Origin of the sequence: Streptomyces sp. NPDC058534 (genome assembly GCF_042717365.1) — a bacterium.
In the GTDB taxonomy this organism is placed as follows: Bacteria; Actinomycetota; Actinomycetes; order Streptomycetales; family Streptomycetaceae; genus Streptomyces.
In genome coordinates this window covers 1-15,615 of the sequence record NZ_JBHXNW010000125.1, presented here as the reverse complement: position 1 = coordinate 15,615, position 15,615 = coordinate 1, and the positions used below count along the sequence as shown (strand labels likewise).

Here is a 15,615-nt window from a genome sequence, read left to right as displayed (position 1 = left end):
TGTCGTTCGCCTTCTTCAAACTGACCAGCCGGGGAGAGCAGGAATGAGCGCGTTGAGCACGAGAGCGCCCGAGGTCCGCTCACGGCGCGACACCGGCATGCCCAGCCGGCTGACGGTCACGGCACTGCTGGGCCTGTCCGCCTTCTACTTTCTGTTCCCCCTGTGGTGGCTGCTGGTGTCGGCCAGCAAACCGTTCGGCGAGCAGTTCTCCGGGACCGGCCTGTGGTTCGACGGCTTCGGTCTGTTCGACAACATCGCCCGTCTCAGCAGTCAGGACGGCGGCATCTTCTGGCGCTGGATGCTCAACAGCGTCCTGTACTGCGGCGTCGGTGCCCTGTTCGGCACGGCGTTCTCCGCACTGGCCGGCTTCGCCCTCGCCAAGTACCGGTTCCCCGGCCGCGGTCTCCTGTTCGGTGTGGTGCTGGCGGCGGTGCTCATCCCCAAGGTGCTGTTCACGCTGCCGCTGTACCTGATGTTCTCCGGCGTCGATCTGATCGACAACCCGCTGGCGGTCCTCCTGCCCAGCGTGGTGAGCCCTTTCGGGGTCTACCTCTCCAGAGTGTTCGCCGCGCAGACCGTGCCCGACGAGGTACTGGAGGCGGGCCGGCTGGACGGGGCGAGCGAGTTCCGGATCTTCCGGACCATCGGGGTGCGGATGATGCTGCCCGCGCTCGTGACGATCTTCCTGTTCCAGTTCGTGGAGATCTGGAACAACTACCTGCTGCCCGCGATGGTCCTCGGCGACGACCGGCTGCAGCCGGTCACCGTGGGCCTGGTCGGCTGGAACGCCAGCCACGTCGCGGTGCCGCCCCCACTGGTAGTCATCGGATCGCTGGTGTCCGTCGTCCCCCTCCTGATCGCCTTCCTCGCCCTCCAGCGGTTCTGGCGCGCGGGCATGACCGCCGGAGCCGTCAAGTGACCACTTCCCCCCGCGTCTCCTCCCCGCCGTCCGCGAACACGGGCCCGGGTGACCGCACGGCGGCCACCCTGACGTACGCCGACGGCACCCTGCTGCGGAACGGGCACCCCCACCGCGTCCTGGCGGGATCGCTGCACTACTTCCGGGTCCATCCCGGGCACTGGACCGACCGGCTCCGGCGGCTGGCCGCCCTCGGCCTGAACACGGTCGACACCTACGTCCCCTGGAACTTCCACGAGCGCACCGAGGGCGACATCCGCCTCGACGGCCCGCGCGACCTGGCCCGGTTCGTCCGGCTCGCCCAGGACGAGGGGCTGGACGTCGTCGTGCGGCCGGGTCCGTACATCTGCGCGGAGTGGGACAACGGCGGTCTGCCCGCCTGGCTGACGGGCGCTCCGGGCATGCGGCTGAGGGCGTCCCACGGCCCCTTCCTCCAGGCGGTCGACCGCTGGTTCGACGCGCTGATCCCACGCGTCGCGGAATTCCAGGCCGGCCGGGGCGGCCCAGTCGTGGCCGTGCAGATCGAGAACGAGTACGGCAGCTACGGCGACGACCACTCGTACGTCCGCCACATCCGCGACGCCCTCGTCGCCCGGGGTATCACCGAGCTCCTCTACACGGCCGACGGGCCGACCCCGCTGATGCAGGACGGCGGTGCCCTGCCCGGCGAGCTGGCGGCGGCGACCTTCGGCTCACGTGCCGACGAGGCCGCGGCGCTGCTGCGCTCGCGCCGGTCCGGGGAGCCGTTCTTCTGCGCCGAGTTCTGGAACGGCTGGTTCGACCACTGGGGCGAGAAGCACCACGTCCGGTCGGCGGCGAGCGCGGCCGAGGACCTCGGCGGCATCCTCGACGAGGGCGGCTCCGTGAGCCTCTACATGGCGCACGGAGGCACCAACTTCGGACTGTGGGCGGGCGCCAATCACGAGGGCGGCGGTATCCAGCCGACCGTCACCAGCTACGACTCGGACGCCCCCATCGCCGAGAACGGAGCCCTGACCCCCAAGTTCTTCGCCCTCAGGGAGAAGCTGACCGCGCTCGGCGCCGCGCCGGCCGACCGGCCGCTGCCCGCCGAGCCGCCACTGCTGGAGCCTTGCGAACTGCCCGTCACCCGGCACTCCGCCCTACTGGATGCGTTGCGCGCGGCGGCCGAACCGGTACACGCCGCGCTGCCACTCAGCTTCGAGGAACTGTCCCTGGACTCGGGCCTGGTGCTCTACGAGGCCGAGCCGCTGCTGCCACCGGGTGACCACGAGGTGACCGTCACGGGTCTGCACGACCGTGCCCAGGTGTTCGTCGACGGCACACCTGTCGCCGTACTGGACCGCGAGAGCGGCTCGTTCACCGTCTCCGGCACCGGAGCACGGGTCCGGCTGGCGCTGCTGGTGGAGAACCAGGGGCGGATCAACTACGGCCCGCTGCTGGGGCAGGGCAAGGGCATCCTCGGCGGGGTCCGGGTGGAACGCCGGCTGGTGCACGGCTGGACGACGCGTCCGCTGCCGCTCGACGCGTGGACGCCGCAGGACCTCGCCCGCGTCGCCGCGGCGGCCCCGCCGGACGGCAGGGCGGGCCTGGCCACCGCGGTCCTGTCCGTGACCGAGCCCGCGGACGCCTTCGTCGCCCTGACCGGGTTCGGCAAGGGCTTCCTCTGGGTCAACGGCACTCTGCTGGGCCGCTACTGGGAGATCGGGCCCCAGACCACGCTCTACCTGCCCGGCCCGCTCCTGCGCCCCGGCGACAACACCCTGACCGTGCTGGAACTCGAACGCCTCGGCGACCGCCTCACCCTCCGCGACCGCCCCGACCTCGGACCGTCGGAGGAGTACGTCGAGACCTTCGACTGATGTCGGGGGGCCGGATAGCGTCAAGGGACAATGAGTTGATCTTGGAGCCCTGATGAGCAGCCGGAGTACCTCGGAAGGAGGCCACGGCCACACCCAAGGGTGATGCTCTGGCCCTTGGTCTCTTGGGCGGGTCCGGCCTGGTAGCTACTGGCTGCACACTGCGGAATGGGAAGAGGGCTTCAACCTGAACCGAGAGCACCCGGCGGTTCCGCCCGCCGGATGCTCTGACGCCGTTCTGCCGGTGATCAGCTCCGTTCGGAGTCTTCGAGGGCCTGTCGGATCTGGTCGACGTCTGGCGCCCGGGCCAGGCCGTCAGGGGTGCGGTATATCCGGCATGCGAGGGATGGTGATGCTGGGCCCGGTGAACGGGTCGCGCCTGTTGATGAGGATGGTCGGGGAGCCGGTGAGGCCGGACCGTTCGGCATCGGACTCGTCGGTGATCACCCGGGTATTGAAGCCGGTGGCGGGCAACCCTGCAGCATCCAGCGCCTGCCGCAGCCGTTCCTCGGCAGCCGCTGGTGGGGGCAGTCGGGCACAACCAGAAGCTCGATCTCCATGTCCTCAGGATGGCTGCGCCTCGGCGCCGTACGGTGCGAAGGAGACGTGATCAGACATGTCAGAAACCCGCCACGGGAGGATCTTGGCTACTGTTCGACGGCGTTGACTTGGTTCGCGTACTCGCGGCCGGCCTTGTACGGCGGTGACGCGCAGGGTGTACCCCTGCCCTTGCCGTACGTGACGCCCTGGTCGAGCACGGCCCGCGCCGCGCAGGAGGTCGGCGGCAGCCGCGCGGATCTCGCCGCGGCTGACGCCGTGCACCGGGCGATGCCGGCGATGGACCGGATCTCCAGGTACCCGGCGCGCACGGCGTCGGTCTTGTCGGGCGGGAAGGCGGGGCGGCGTCCGCCCGTGCTGCCCTTGGCCTCGGCGGCGCGCAGGCCCCTCATAGGTCGGCTCGCGCCGGAGGTCGCGCTGGAGTTCACCGGCGGCGGCAAGGGTCTGCACCGTGAACTTCACGGTAGACGGCAGCTCGCCGGTGCGCGGGCGCGGGCGGCGAGGTCCGTCGCGGAGAACGCGCCGTCGTGGATGCGCAGAGCGAGCCGGCCGCGATGGAGGATGTCGAGCACGTCGAGGATGTGTCAACTCGTAGTCACACACCTGTACATCCACGTTCACGTGATCGTCCGTGGGTGGTGTGTTGATCACTTGAGGATGCCATCTTTTGACGACACGAGTCGGGCGCGGCCAGGGTGGTCCCATAGCCATCAGCAGGCCGTGCGCCGGAGGCGCGGGCTTGGTCGTTTGCCGTGAGACAAGCGCATTGCCTATGGTTTCTTTCATGCGCCAGTAAGTCTGAAGTTCCCGTGCCCCGGCAGCCCGCCGAACCCAACGTGTCCGATGCGGCACGCTCCGGTCCCGTCTGCTTCATTTGGCATGTCGTGACCAGCAGGCGCCCCTGCGCCGACCTCGGCGCAGGCCCCTCGGCGAACACCCGGCACTCCCGCGACAGCGGCGCGGGAGCGGCTCCTGCCGCGCGCGGCATGTCGCCTTCTGCAACATCACAAGAATCACGGAAGCGCCTCATGTTCGAAGAGCTCTCAGCCATCAACACCCGCCCCGCCGTCTATGCGGAGGTGACCACCCCGGACCTGTGGACCGACCCGCACATTTCCGCGCAGATGCTCGCCGCTCACCTCGACCCGTACGTCGACCTGTCCTCCTACCGGACGGAGTACGTCGAACAGGTCGTGGCCTGGATCATCGACCGCTTCGGCATCCGCGCGGGCCTGAGCGTCGCCGATTTCGGCTGTGGCCCCGGCCTTTACACCACGCGCCTCGCCTGTACGGGGGCGTCCGTCACCGGGCTCGATCTCTCCTCCCGCTCGCTCGGCCACGCCACATCGCTGGCGCGCGCCGAGGGTCTGTCCGTCCGCCATCTGCACCAGGACTACCTCACCTACCGGGACGACGCCCGATACGACCTGATCATCCTGGTCATGCGTGACTACTGTGCGCTGCCCCCGGACGATCGGCAGGCGCTCCTGCATACGGTGCGTGCGCACCTCGACGCCGGTGGTTCCTTCGTCTTCGACGTCGACTCCGCGTCCGCGTTCGCTCACGTGCAGGAGCGGGCGGTCTACGCGCCGTCCCTCATGGACGGATTCTGGTCCGACCGGCCCTATTTCGGGTTCCACAACACCTACCGGTACGAGCGCGAGTACGTGTCGCTGGACAAGTACGAGATCTTCGAGGCCGACAGGAAGCGGACCTTCTTCAACTGGGTTCGCCACTTCACCCCGGAGGAACTGACCGGTGAGCTGACGGAGGCCGGTTTCACCGGCGTCGAAGTCCTCGGTGACCTGACCGGATCGCCCTACGACGGGGAGGCCCCGCAGTTCGCTGCCATCGCGACGACGGTCAGCACTGCCTGCTGACCGCCGGTGTCGCGGGACAGCCGGCACCTGACGGGCCTTGGGCCGGGAGCGGCGCAGGTGCTGCTGTTGGCCGGGGCGGTGTCCTGCCCGGTCAGGCGGCAGTACCAAAGCTGGTGGCGGTCGGCTCCTGGCGGCGGAGCTGGGTGAGGCCGACGTTCAGCTTCGGGTCGTACGTCTCGGGCCGGATGCCGAGGGCGTCAGGAGACCTGGATCTCCTGGATGTACATCGCCTGGAGTCCGTCGGCCCAGGAGTCGGTGGGCGAGGACTCGTACAGCAGGACGGTCCGGTCGTCCGGAAGCTGTTCGAGAGAGGAGTACGCGAAGAGAGTCCCTGTGTCCGTGATCTCGACCTGCCTGACCCACTCGATCCGGGTGCGTGCGGGCCCCTCGGGAGTCTCATGGACGGCGCCGACGTGGGCGACGCCGTTCTTCCGGGCCCGGTCGATCGCGGTGGCGACCACGATGCCGGGCAGTTCCTCGCCGGTCTCCGCGGAAGTGACCCTCTGACGCAGCGACAGCGCCGACACCTGGCAGGAGACACCGGCGTCGTCGTCTCCGAAGGCCGACGTCGGGGTGGACCAGGTGGTGCCGCCGTCGAGGCTCTCGGACGTGAGGACCTTGCCGGCGGAGCCGTCCGCGTGGCGGTGAAAGCTTCGCAGCACCCCGGGCACCGCCTCGATCATCGCACTCTCGTGCATACCGATGGAGGTGGGCACGGGCTCGCCCCGCTTCCAGGTGACGCCGCCGTCGTCGCTGACGACCGCGACCGCCTCGACCCCGGAGCTCAGCTGGGTGTAGACCGGCACGACGATCCGGCCGGCCTGCCCGCCCCCGCGCATCTGGATCGCCCGCCCCGGGGCGAGCAGGGTGTAGCGCGAGTCGGGGGCGCGGAACTCGTGCGTGACGAGGCGCCCCGTCTGCCAGGTGGCGCCGTCGTCGTCCGAGTACGCCTGGACGATGTGGCTCGTGTTGAAGACCTGCAGCACCGAGCCCTTGTAGAAGACCCGCATGGGCACCTGGGCCCCGGTGCCCGCCTGGGGAACCGTGAGGGGCGATCCGTCGCGGTGGACGACGAAATCGCGGTCGAGCGAGTACTCGCTCCGGGGGCCGAGCGCGAGGTTCGTGTCGTCGACGCCCTCGGCCGTGTAGGGACGCGGGGTCCCCACCAACTCGTACACGGGGACACGCCCGTCGGCCGCGCGCGGTCCGTCGACGTCGGCGACGAGGGTGAACCGGGAACGGTCGACATTGAGGTTGATGTTGCCCGTCAGCCCGTCGGCGTCCCCGGTGACGTTCTCGGTGGAGAGCAGGAGCATCGCCCGCCCCTTGACCTCGGCGAAGCCGTCCCCGAGCGGGAACACGCGAGCACGGCCGCCGCGCACGCTGTTGTCCGCGAGGACGTTGAGGTGCTCGAAGACTCCGCCGTTCCACGCCCACGCGTCGATCAGAAGCCAGACGCGACCCGATTCCGTGTCCTGGGTGATCACGCCGTCGATCACCGACGCGCTCTGCTGGGCGTAGCCGGAGTCGCCCGGGAAGTCCCTCATCTCGAGGGGGCCGACGATCTGCGGATCGTTCCAGCCGTCGGCGAGCGTGCCCCGGGAACTGTCCGGCTTGATGCGGACCACCGCGTCGATGTTGTCCGCGGAGTCACCCGTTGTCGCGTGGTTGGCGTCCGATCCGACGATCAGTGTGCCGTTCTTCGTGGTCAGCATGAACGGGATGCGGAAGAACCGGGAGGGGGCGATGTCGGGGGTGAGGACCTTGAACGCGCCGCCGCCCGGCGCGGCCGACGCCCGCGTGGCCATCACGGCCTGGGGCGCCAGTCCGATGCCCGCGACCACGCCTGCGGCACGCAGCACGGAACGTCGGCTGATTCGTTTCTCCACTGTGCGGACTCCTTCGTCGGTACGGTCTGGGAACGAGCTCCGGAACTCGGAATCGGCGATGTGACTCAGGTACGCGCCAGGACCTCGTCGTCGCCGTCCTCGGGCCGGACCGCGTCGCGGTTCACGCGTGCCTGGAGCCTGCGGGGCAGGTTCAGGCCGATCGAGAGGATCACGATGACCGCGAAGCCGACGGAGAGCACGGCCAGCGCCGTACCAAGGCCGTAGCTGTCCGCGAGGCTCGCGCCGAGGAACGGGCCGACGGCGCCGCCGAGAGCTCCGACGTTGTAGGCGAAGCCCAGGCCGGCGGCCCGCTGCTCGACGGGGAAGTAGCTGGTGACCCACTTCGGCAGGAGGCCGGAGATGCCCTGGCCGAAGAGCTGGTTGAGGAAGAGCAGCGCCCCGACGAGCAGGACGTACTCCCCGCCCTGCATGAAGAGGGGGAAGACCAGCAGCTGCGAGATGATCAGACTGATGGTGTACCAGCGGCGCATGCCCAGGGCGTCGCCGGCGAATCCCGCGACGATGTACCCGATCGCGTTGCCGAATCCGGCGACCGTCACGATGTTGGCGACGACGTCCTTGTCGAATCCGACCCCGTCGAGATAGGTCGGCAGCAGGCCCTGGATCGGCCAGGTGTACATGAACGACGCGAAGATCGCGATCATGATCGCCACTCCGGTCACCCAGCGCTGTGGGTTGAACTGGGTGATGAAGGAGACGAAGACGGCCGCGCAGATCAGGGAGAGGACCACGACGAGCCAGGCGGGAACGCCCGAGACCGCGAAGATCACGAGGAGCGCGACGGCCGCGACGACGCTGCCGAAGATGTTCACCAGGCGTCGGCTGCCGCCGAAGAGGATGCCGAAGGCGTCGCGTTCCTTCTTGGCGGACGAGTCCGCTGCCTGGGCTGCCTTCCAGTCCTCCGCCTCCGGCAGACGGCGCCGCATGTAGAGCGCGAGGAAGATCGGGACGATTCCCGTGAGGAACAGGGCCCGCCATCCCCAGCCCGGATGCCAGGATTCGACCCACGAAACGAGGTACTTGTCGACCTGTGCGGCGAGGATGACGCCGAAGGCGAAGCCTGAGAGCAGGAAGCCGGAGGCCTTGTTGCGCATGTGCTTGGGCCAGGACTCGATGATGTAGGTCGCCGACGAGGAGTACTCACCCGCCATGGCGAAGCCGATCGCGAGGCGCGCGAGGAAGAGGATCCAGAAGTTGGGCGCGAACGCGAGCGCGACCGACGACACCGCGAACAGGACCATCGAGAGCACCATGGCCGGCTTGCGTCCGGACCGGTCGGCGACCGCCCCGAGGACCAGACCGCCGATCCAGCGGGAGATGAAGGCCGCCGAGACCAGCGCGGCTCCCTGCACGAGCGACAGGTCGAAGGCGACCATGATGAGCGGGAGCGCGAACGAGATGAGCACGAAGTCGTACCCGTCCAGCAGCACGCCGAGCCAGGCCGCGAAGAACGCCTTCCACTTCTCCCGGTCGAGGTGCTGCCACCATCGCAGGTCGGAGCGATCGGCCGGGTCCATGGGCGTCTTCGTGTGTGCTTCCGGCATGGGGCCTCCGGTGACTTCGTGACCTGGTACCGCAGGGTCACTCGTGTCGGTGACCCGCGTGGGCGGCCCGCGCGAGGCCCGCCGTGGCGGCCGGTGGGTTCGCCGTACGGCGTCACCGGACTGTTCCTGGAGTACCGGCCGAGGAACGACAATGGACATCAGACATCATATCTTGCGGCGGACCGTACCACACGTCTGCGCGGAAGGAGGACCCCTCTCGCGCGCCCGACCTTGACGTTCTTGACGACATCTGACGTCTTATGTACCGTCCGGAACGGGAGCCATGAGGATCCTTGGCGTCACACCCCCCGACCTGACGGGTCGGGGCCGGCGCCCGACGACCGAGAGGAACGTATGCGCGCCGACGCTGCCGCACCCCAGATCCGACTCGATGCCCGTGGTGGCGCCGACGACCTCGTCGTCGACGCGCGCACGCTGACCCTCGCGGCCGGCGATGCCGCGGGAACGCTCCAGCTCGACGTGGCGACGACGATCGACGGTCCGCTGCTCGCGATCCGGGGGGAGCACGGGACCATCACCCTCGAGGTGACCGACGGCCGCATCGACGGATGGGTCAGGTACCAGGACGAGGTACGCCAGCTGGACGCCGAGGACACCGTCGGGATCGACGACGGGCGGGTGCACAGCGTCGCCCTCACGGTCGACGCGACCGGGACCCACCTGTTCGTGGACGGCTACGAGGCCTTCTCGGCCACGACGACCGCATGGTTCGCGGCCCTGGGGCTGACCTCGATCGAGGTCGACACACAGGGCATCATGACGCCGTCGCGACTGACCGTCTGGAGCACGCCCCTGACGGCGAACGCCGTGGTCGCGCAGTCCGTCGTGGAGAAGCCGCTGGTCGAGTTCGCGGCCGCGGAGCTGTCGCCCCGCGACGCGCGGCGCCTCGGCTCGCTCGGCGAGGGCTCGATCCGCGCCCGCTACCGCACCCGCGGCGAGGGGCAGGGCGGCGTCATCCTCCAGGGCCGCGGCACGACCGGCACCCTGACCCTCGCCGTCGAGGACGGCGACACCACCTTCACCGTCACCGCCGGCGACACCCAGCTCGCCGGAGTCCGCGCCCCGGGCCACTGGGACGACGGTCACTGGCACGACGTCGTCCTGGTCAGCGGGCGCGGTGCACTCGACCTGTACGTCGACGGCTTCCAGGTGCTGCACACGGCCGGCACGGCCTTCTTCCAGGACCTCGGCCAGGTGGAGCGCGTGGTCGTGGGGGCCGACCTGGAGGGCACCCGCCTGTTCGGCGAGGCCCAGACCGCGGCGATCTACGACGCGGTGCTCTCCGACCACCAGGTCAAGCGGCTCGCCTCCGTCGAACCGCTCGAGACGCGGGCCCTGTTCGACACCGGCCTGGACGGCTCGCGCAGCTACCGCATCCCGGCTCTGCTGACCCTGCAGTCGGGAGTGATCATCGCAGGCGCCGACCAGCGGGTCAGCATCGCCAACGACAGCCCCAACGACATCAACTTCGTCGTACGGCGCAGCCTCGACGGCGGCCGCACCTGGGAACCCAGCCGCACCGTACTCAGCTACCCGGGCAGCGGTCGTCTCGGGGCGTCCGTGATCGACTCCATGATCGTCCAGGACCGTGACAGCGGCCGCGTGACCGTGCTGATCGACCAGTTCCCGGGCGGGTACGGACAGCCCAACGCCCAGGCGGGCACCGGGTACGACGAGCGCGGGCGGATGATCCTCACCGACCGGGACGGCACCGTGTACCTGCGCGAGGCCGACGGCGGCGTCGTCACGGCCGACGGAGGCCAGTCCCCCTACCGTGTCGCCGACGACGGGTCGGTCACCCGCGACGGGCGGCCCGCCGGGAACATCCACCTCGCGGCCGGGGTGGACCCGGACGAGTCGCTGCTGAGCGCGCGCACGACGTACTTCCAGATGCTCTGGAGCGACGACGACGGCGAGACCTGGAACGGCCCGCGGGACATCACGCCGCAGGTGAAGGAGAACTGGATGCGGTTCTTCGGCACCTCCCCGGGCAACGGGATCCAGCTGGAACGCGGCATGCACCGCGGCCGGCTCCTCATGCCGGTCTACTACAACCACGAGGAGGGCCGGACCTTCTCCTGCGCCGCCGTGTTCAGCGACGACGGCGGCCGCACCTGGCGGCGCGGCGCCTCCCCCAACGACGGGCGCGTGCTCGACGGCGTGGAGCTGTCCTCCCGCGAACTCGTCGACGACCGGGGCTCGCTGCACGAGTCCGTCCTCGTCGAGGGCGCCGACGGTTCGGTGCACGCCTACATGCGCAACCAGCACCCCGCCGGCCGGATCGCGCACGCCACGAGCACGGACGGTGGCCAGACCTGGGGCGAGGTGACCTTCGTCGCCCAGATCCCCGAGATCTTCTCGCAGCCCAACGCGATCCGGGTGACCCTCGACGACGGGCGTGAGGCAACGGTGTTCGCCAACGCCTCCCAGATGCTGCCGTTCCGCGGCCGGGGCGTGCTGCGGATGTCCTTCGACGACGGCCGCACGTGGCCGCACAACCGGGTGCTCAACCCCCGTCACCACGTCTACCAGTCCATGGCGCAGCTTCCCGACGGGCGGTTGGCCGTGCTCTGGGAGCGGGAGTGGCAGGGCCTGTTCCTGACCGTGCTGCCGCTTTCGTGGCTCACCGCCTCGCGCAGCACCGACAGCTGAGGCGGAGCGCGCGGGGTCGCACGACGGCCCGGAACGGGCGCGGGGCCGCTGCGGCTCCCGCGTCCCGTCCGGGCCGTCGTGCGACCCCGCTGGTTCAGCCGCGCGGCGGGACCGCCGGTTCGGACAGGAGCCCCGTGACGCGCCCGACCATCGCGAGCCGCTCGTCGACCGTGGCTTCACCGGGAACCTGGATCTTCGCCCCCGCGTAGGAGAACGCGCCCCGTGCCGCCCGCAGGCAGCGGCGGACCTCGTCGGCGTTCATGAGGGACGTGGGCTCGTCCTCGGTGAGCGGCAGGTGCGCGTCCGCCCACGGTCCGCCGAACTCGTTCGCAACCGGGCCGGCGCCGGAGAACATGACCCCTTCCAGCAGGCCCTCGGCGGCCAGCCGGCCGATCTGGGCGAGGGGCCGGGCGGGATGCTGTGCCTCGACGGCCGAACGGCCCCAGTTGACGGTGATGCCGATTCCCCCCTCGCGTGCGAGGGGGATTTCCTCGTCCAGCGGCAGGAACCGCTTCTCGCCCGGGACGGCCGGAGAGTACGCGTCGCAGTGTTCCAGGACGAGCCGGGTGGACCAGCCGCCCGTGGCGGTCCCGCTCGCCGCGATCTCGTCGAGGGAGCGCGCGAACATCTCCGACACCGCGGTCGTCGACGGCGCGGTGTGGATGTGCAGGACGGAGACGGACTGTTCACCGGTGAGCTGGTTCAGTTCCTCGGCGGTGACGCGAGCCTCGTGGAGGAAGGCGAGCGCCGCCCGCCGCCCGTCGTCGTCCCCGGAGGCGAGGCCGAAGGTTCCCGAGGCCGCCACGCGCACCATCGTGCCGGGAATGAGGGTGATCACCGAACGGGTGAAACGGCCGCGCAGCTGTGCGGCCAGCCAGTGGACGTCCTCACCGAGTCCGTCCCGGAACGGGAGCTCCAGCCCGTCGGCGATACCCCGGTCGGCGAGCCCCTCGTAGAAACGCTCCTGGCCGGCTCGGAGGGCGGGGAGCGCCGCGTACGCGCCCACCAGTACGGGCCGTTCTGTCTTCATGGTGTTGGACTCCGATGCTGAGGTGTTCTCGGGTGCTGTTGTGCTGCCGGGCGTGTTCGGCGCGCCGCGGGACGTGTCACGGTGCCTGGCCTGCTCGTAGCGGCGAGCCCCTGCGACGAGCCGGTGCACGACGTCCAACCTGCGGCGAGCACCCCGGACGGCGCTCCGGCACGGTCGTGTCCGGTGTTCCGCGGCGGCGCGCGGGCGTTCTGCCGGGGCGTCGGCGGAGGACCGCGTGTTGTCCACCGGTCCGTGCAGGGGCCGGCGGGCACAGGGGAATCGCCCGGAAGCGGGATGCCGGGAACGGGCTCGACTCGTGGGACGCGCCGTGGCCGTCGGTGTCCGTCACCGGGACGAGCGGGTCCACGCCACCCGCGTCAGCGTCCGTGTCCGCGAACGCCTGCGCACAGGCCGCGCACACCGCGGAGTTCCCGGCACGCCTTGCGGACCGTGCGTCCCACGGTGGGCCGGGTGGCGCCGGGTGTGATGCCCCGTCGTGACGACCCGGAGGCAACGCCGCGGGTGTGGGCCGGGCGCTTCCACGTGCCCGTCGAGTACGAATCGACGGACGACCGACAGTCCGTCCCCCGCGTGGCGCCGCACCGGTCCGCCCCTCGCGGGGGAGTCCCACCCGCCCGGCGTGCGAGCGCGGCGGACTCGCCCCGGTGACCGGGCCCGGCACGGCTTCCGCGTCGCCGGCCAGTGTCGCGACCGCGCCGGCCGCGGGCCCGGCCGAACTCCCGGCGGCGGTCACGGACGTCGGCCGCTGCCCGTCCCGCACGTCCCGCACGGCGGTGTCGGCGCGGGCCTCACGCCCGACGACGCGGGCACGGCGATGCCCGCCGGTCACGATCCCGTCGCTCTCAGGGCCCGCCCGATGGGTTCGTAGTGAGCCGTGACCGCCGCGTGGAAGGCTCCGACGTCGCCCGCCTCGGCCGCGTCCAGCATGAGCCCGTGCGCCCGTGCCGTCTGGTTCATGTCCGCCGCGACGGAAAGCCCCAGCGTGGGGACCACCACGGTGTGCACCTCCCAGAACGCGCTGACGAGCTGTCCGACCAGCGCGTTGTCGAGCCGTGCCAGCAACCCGGTGTGGAACGCGCGGTCCTGCCGCGGGAAGGTGCGTCCCTCCGCGGCCGCGGCGACCATCTCGTCCACGAGCGTGTGCAGGTCCGGGTTGGCGGTGCCGGCCAGGCTCGCCACGATGCGCTCGGCCATCCCGTGGTCGAGCGCCTGGCGGACCTCGACCACGTCCCGCAGCGCACGCAGGTCGTCGCCGGGACTGAGCACTCCGCGGAAGACGAGCATCTCGACCAGCGCGTCGAGCGACATGGCGCCCACGTACGTGCCGTGGCCGTGGCGGACCTCGACGATGCCGAGCGTCGACAGAGCGCGAATCGCCTCCCGCACGCTGGAGCGGGAGACACCGAGACGCTCGCAGAGCCCGGCCTCGGTGGGCAGGGGATCTCCCGGGCGCAGACCCTCGACCAGGATGAAGTCCTTGATCCGCCCCGTGACGGTCGCCCGCCGCGAGGTGTCCGCGTCGCGTGCCGCACCGGGGACGGGTGTCCCGAGGCTCCGCTGTCGTGCGGTCATTTTTTGACCCTTTCCGTTCGCGGTCCTATGGTGATGCCACTAAGATAAGACATCAGACGTTCGGATCTGGTGCTCAGCGTCGAGCAGCGCCGACCGTCGACGAAAAGCCGGAGCGCCAACGTGGCCACGTCCACCTTCTGCGGCATCGTGCCGCCCGTTCTCACGCCCCTCACCCCCGAGGGCGAGATCGACACCGCGTCGTTGGAGCGCCTTGTGCGCCACCTCGTCGACGCCGGCGTCCACGGACTGTTCGTGCTGGGGTCGACGGGAGAGGTCGCCTACCTCACCGACGCCCAGCGCGACCTCGTGGCGCGCACCGCGGTCCGCGCGGCGGCCGGCCGGGTCCCCGTGATCGGCGGAGCGATCGATCTCACCACCGCCCGTGTCGCCGAGCGGGCCAGGGCGCTCGTCGCCGCCGGGGCCGACGCGGTCGCGGTGACCGCGCCCGTGTACGCGATCAACGACATGGCCGAGATCGAGCGGCACCTGCGAGCGGTCGCCGCAGCCGTCGAGGTGCCGGTGCTCGCCTACGACATCCCCGTACGGGTGCACCGCAAGCTGCCGGCGGACCTGCTGGTGCGCCTCGGCAGCGAAGGCGTACTCGCCGGTGTCAAGGACTCCTCGGGCGACGACGTGGCGTTCCGCCGCCTCGTCGCGGCGAACGCCGCCGCCGGGTCGCCCCTCGCCCTGTTCACCGGCCACGAGGCCGTGGTCGACGGCATGCTCCTGCTGGGCGCGGACGGTGTGGTGCCGGGACTCGCCAACGTCGACGCCGCCGGCTACGTCCGCCTGTGGGACCTCGCCCAGGCCGGGAAGTGGGACGACGCCAGGGCGGAGCAGGACCGGCTGGCCGCCCTCTTCGAGATCGTCTTCCAGGCCCAAGGCCGCTCGGGCGACGCGGCCGGAGTCGGGTCGTTCAAGGTCTCGGCACACCGCCAGGGCCTGATCGACTCGACGGCGATGGCCTTCCCCGTCGAGGCGCTCGACGGGGAGACCGCGGACCGCATCGCGGAGATCACACGCGCCGCGGGGCTCCTGGATGGCTGAGGTCACCCCGGGCGGCGCCGGGGCCGGTGCCGTCGTCGGCGTCGATCTCGGGGGCACCAAGATCGCCGCGGCGACGGTGGACGAGCACGGGGAGGTCCGCCGCGTGCACACGATGCCGACACCCGCCGCGGACGGGCCCGCCGCCGTGCTCGACGCGGTCGCGTCGCTCGTGGGCGACGTCCTGGCCGCGTCCGGTACGGGGCTGCGGGCACTCGGCGTCGGGGCGGCGGGGGTGATCGACGCGCGCCGCGGCGTCGTCGTGTCCTCGACCGACACCTTCCCCGGCTGGCCCGGCACCGACATCGCCGGGGGGCTGCGCACCCGCCTGGCCCCGCTCGCGGCCGGTGACGGGCTCGTCGTGACGGTGCAGAACGACGTCGACGCGCACGCCGTGGGTGAGGCGTGGCGCGGTGCCGCGGCCGGGGCCGGAAGTGTCCTGCTCGTGGCCGTGGGCACCGGGGTCGGTGCCGCCGTCGTACTCGACGGCCGTCCGCTGCGCGGCGCGCACCACCTCGCCGGCGAGGCGGGCCATCTGCCCGTCCCCGGCGCCGAGGGCCTGCGCTGCCCGTGGGGCCGCACCGGCCACCAGGATGGCGTCGGGGCCGGGGCGGCGATCCACCGGC

At 71.0% G+C, this 15,615-nt stretch carries 12 protein-coding genes; 6 read left to right on the top strand and 6 right to left on the bottom strand.

Annotated elements, in window-relative coordinates; all coding sequences use genetic code 11:
• Positions 1 to 43 precede the first annotated feature (43 nt).
• Both ACFWR9_RS40840 and ACFWR9_RS40835 read left to right on the top strand, forming a co-directional pair.
• A complete protein-coding gene (locus ACFWR9_RS40840) occupies positions 44 to 919 on the top strand; it encodes a carbohydrate ABC transporter permease (protein ID WP_383852206.1) in 876 nt (291 codons plus the stop codon).
• A gap of 68 nt (positions 920 to 987) precedes the next feature.
• Positions 988 to 2,760 (top strand): glycoside hydrolase family 35 protein, encoded by a 1,773-nt coding sequence (locus ACFWR9_RS40835; protein WP_383852209.1) that lies wholly within the window; start codon positions 988 to 990, stop codon positions 2,758 to 2,760.
• A gap of 312 nt (positions 2,761 to 3,072) precedes the next feature.
• On the opposite strand, the gene ACFWR9_RS40830 is transcribed toward ACFWR9_RS40835, so the two are convergent.
• The gene (locus ACFWR9_RS40830; RefSeq protein WP_383852203.1) at positions 3,073 to 3,204 is read right to left on the bottom strand and encodes a hypothetical protein; all 132 of its coding nucleotides are present in this window, start codon (positions 3,202 to 3,204) and stop codon (positions 3,073 to 3,075) included.
• Between the two features lie 200 nt (positions 3,205 to 3,404).
• Complete coding sequence (locus ACFWR9_RS40825; RefSeq protein WP_383852200.1) at positions 3,405 to 3,707, bottom strand: hypothetical protein; 303 nt, start codon at positions 3,705 to 3,707, stop codon at positions 3,405 to 3,407.
• A gap of 636 nt (positions 3,708 to 4,343) precedes the next feature.
• On the opposite strand from ACFWR9_RS40825, the gene ACFWR9_RS40820 reads away from it, so the two are divergent.
• Positions 4,344 to 5,195, top strand: coding sequence for an SAM-dependent methyltransferase (locus ACFWR9_RS40820; protein ID WP_383852197.1), 852 nt, complete (start codon positions 4,344 to 4,346; stop codon positions 5,193 to 5,195).
• A 197-nt stretch (positions 5,196 to 5,392) separates the two neighbouring features.
• On the opposite strand, the gene ACFWR9_RS40815 is transcribed toward ACFWR9_RS40820, so the two are convergent.
• Together ACFWR9_RS40815 and ACFWR9_RS40810 are read right to left on the bottom strand one after the other, a co-directional pair.
• Positions 5,393 to 7,084: an exo-alpha-sialidase gene (locus ACFWR9_RS40815; RefSeq protein ID WP_383852195.1), complete on the bottom strand. Its 1,692-nt coding sequence runs from the start codon at positions 7,082 to 7,084 to the stop codon at positions 5,393 to 5,395.
• Positions 7,085 to 7,149: 65 nt separating this feature from the next.
• Complete coding sequence (locus ACFWR9_RS40810; protein ID WP_383852192.1) at positions 7,150 to 8,649, bottom strand: MFS transporter; 1,500 nt, start codon at positions 8,647 to 8,649, stop codon at positions 7,150 to 7,152.
• Between the two features lie 354 nt (positions 8,650 to 9,003).
• On the opposite strand from ACFWR9_RS40810, the gene ACFWR9_RS40805 reads away from it, so the two are divergent.
• Complete coding sequence (locus ACFWR9_RS40805; protein WP_383852189.1) at positions 9,004 to 11,322, top strand: exo-alpha-sialidase; 2,319 nt, start codon at positions 9,004 to 9,006, stop codon at positions 11,320 to 11,322.
• A gap of 94 nt (positions 11,323 to 11,416) precedes the next feature.
• Here ACFWR9_RS40805 and ACFWR9_RS40800 read toward each other — a convergent pair whose 3' ends face one another.
• A complete protein-coding gene (locus ACFWR9_RS40800; RefSeq protein WP_383852187.1) occupies positions 11,417 to 12,352 on the bottom strand; it encodes a DUF4862 family protein in 936 nt (311 codons plus the stop codon).
• Between the two features lie 846 nt (positions 12,353 to 13,198).
• Positions 13,199 to 13,945: a FadR/GntR family transcriptional regulator gene (locus ACFWR9_RS40795; RefSeq protein WP_383852184.1), complete on the bottom strand. Its 747-nt coding sequence runs from the start codon at positions 13,943 to 13,945 to the stop codon at positions 13,199 to 13,201.
• A gap of 120 nt (positions 13,946 to 14,065) precedes the next feature.
• On the opposite strand from ACFWR9_RS40795, the gene ACFWR9_RS40790 reads away from it, so the two are divergent.
• Together ACFWR9_RS40790 and ACFWR9_RS40785 are read left to right on the top strand one after the other, a co-directional pair.
• On the top strand, positions 14,066 to 14,992 hold the full coding sequence (locus tag ACFWR9_RS40790) for a dihydrodipicolinate synthase family protein (RefSeq protein WP_383852182.1): 927 nt from the start codon (positions 14,066 to 14,068) through the stop codon (positions 14,990 to 14,992).
• On the top strand, positions 14,985 to 15,615 hold a 631-nt coding region (locus tag ACFWR9_RS40785), incomplete at its 3' end, for an ROK family protein (RefSeq protein ID WP_383852180.1). The genes ACFWR9_RS40790 and ACFWR9_RS40785, both read left to right, overlap by 8 nt.

Excerpts from the sequence above, each read along its gene's own strand:
- ACFWR9_RS40800 (WP_383852187.1), bottom strand. The coding sequence starts at position 12,352 with ATGAAGACAGAACGGCCCGTACTGGTGGGCGCGTACGCGGCGCTCCCC.
- ACFWR9_RS40795 (WP_383852184.1), bottom strand. The coding sequence starts at position 13,945 with ATGACCGCACGACAGCGGAGCCTCGGGACACCCGTCCCCGGTGCGGCA.
- ACFWR9_RS40820 (WP_383852197.1), top strand. The coding sequence starts at position 4,344 with ATGTTCGAAGAGCTCTCAGCCATCAACACCCGCCCCGCCGTCTATGCG.
- ACFWR9_RS40805 (WP_383852189.1), top strand. The coding sequence starts at position 9,004 with ATGCGCGCCGACGCTGCCGCACCCCAGATCCGACTCGATGCCCGTGGT.
- ACFWR9_RS40810 (WP_383852192.1), bottom strand. The coding sequence starts at position 8,649 with ATGCCGGAAGCACACACGAAGACGCCCATGGACCCGGCCGATCGCTCC.
- ACFWR9_RS40825 (WP_383852200.1), bottom strand. The coding sequence starts at position 3,707 with ATGAGGGGCCTGCGCGCCGCCGAGGCCAAGGGCAGCACGGGCGGACGC.
- ACFWR9_RS40840 (WP_383852206.1), top strand. The coding sequence starts at position 44 with ATGAGCGCGTTGAGCACGAGAGCGCCCGAGGTCCGCTCACGGCGCGAC.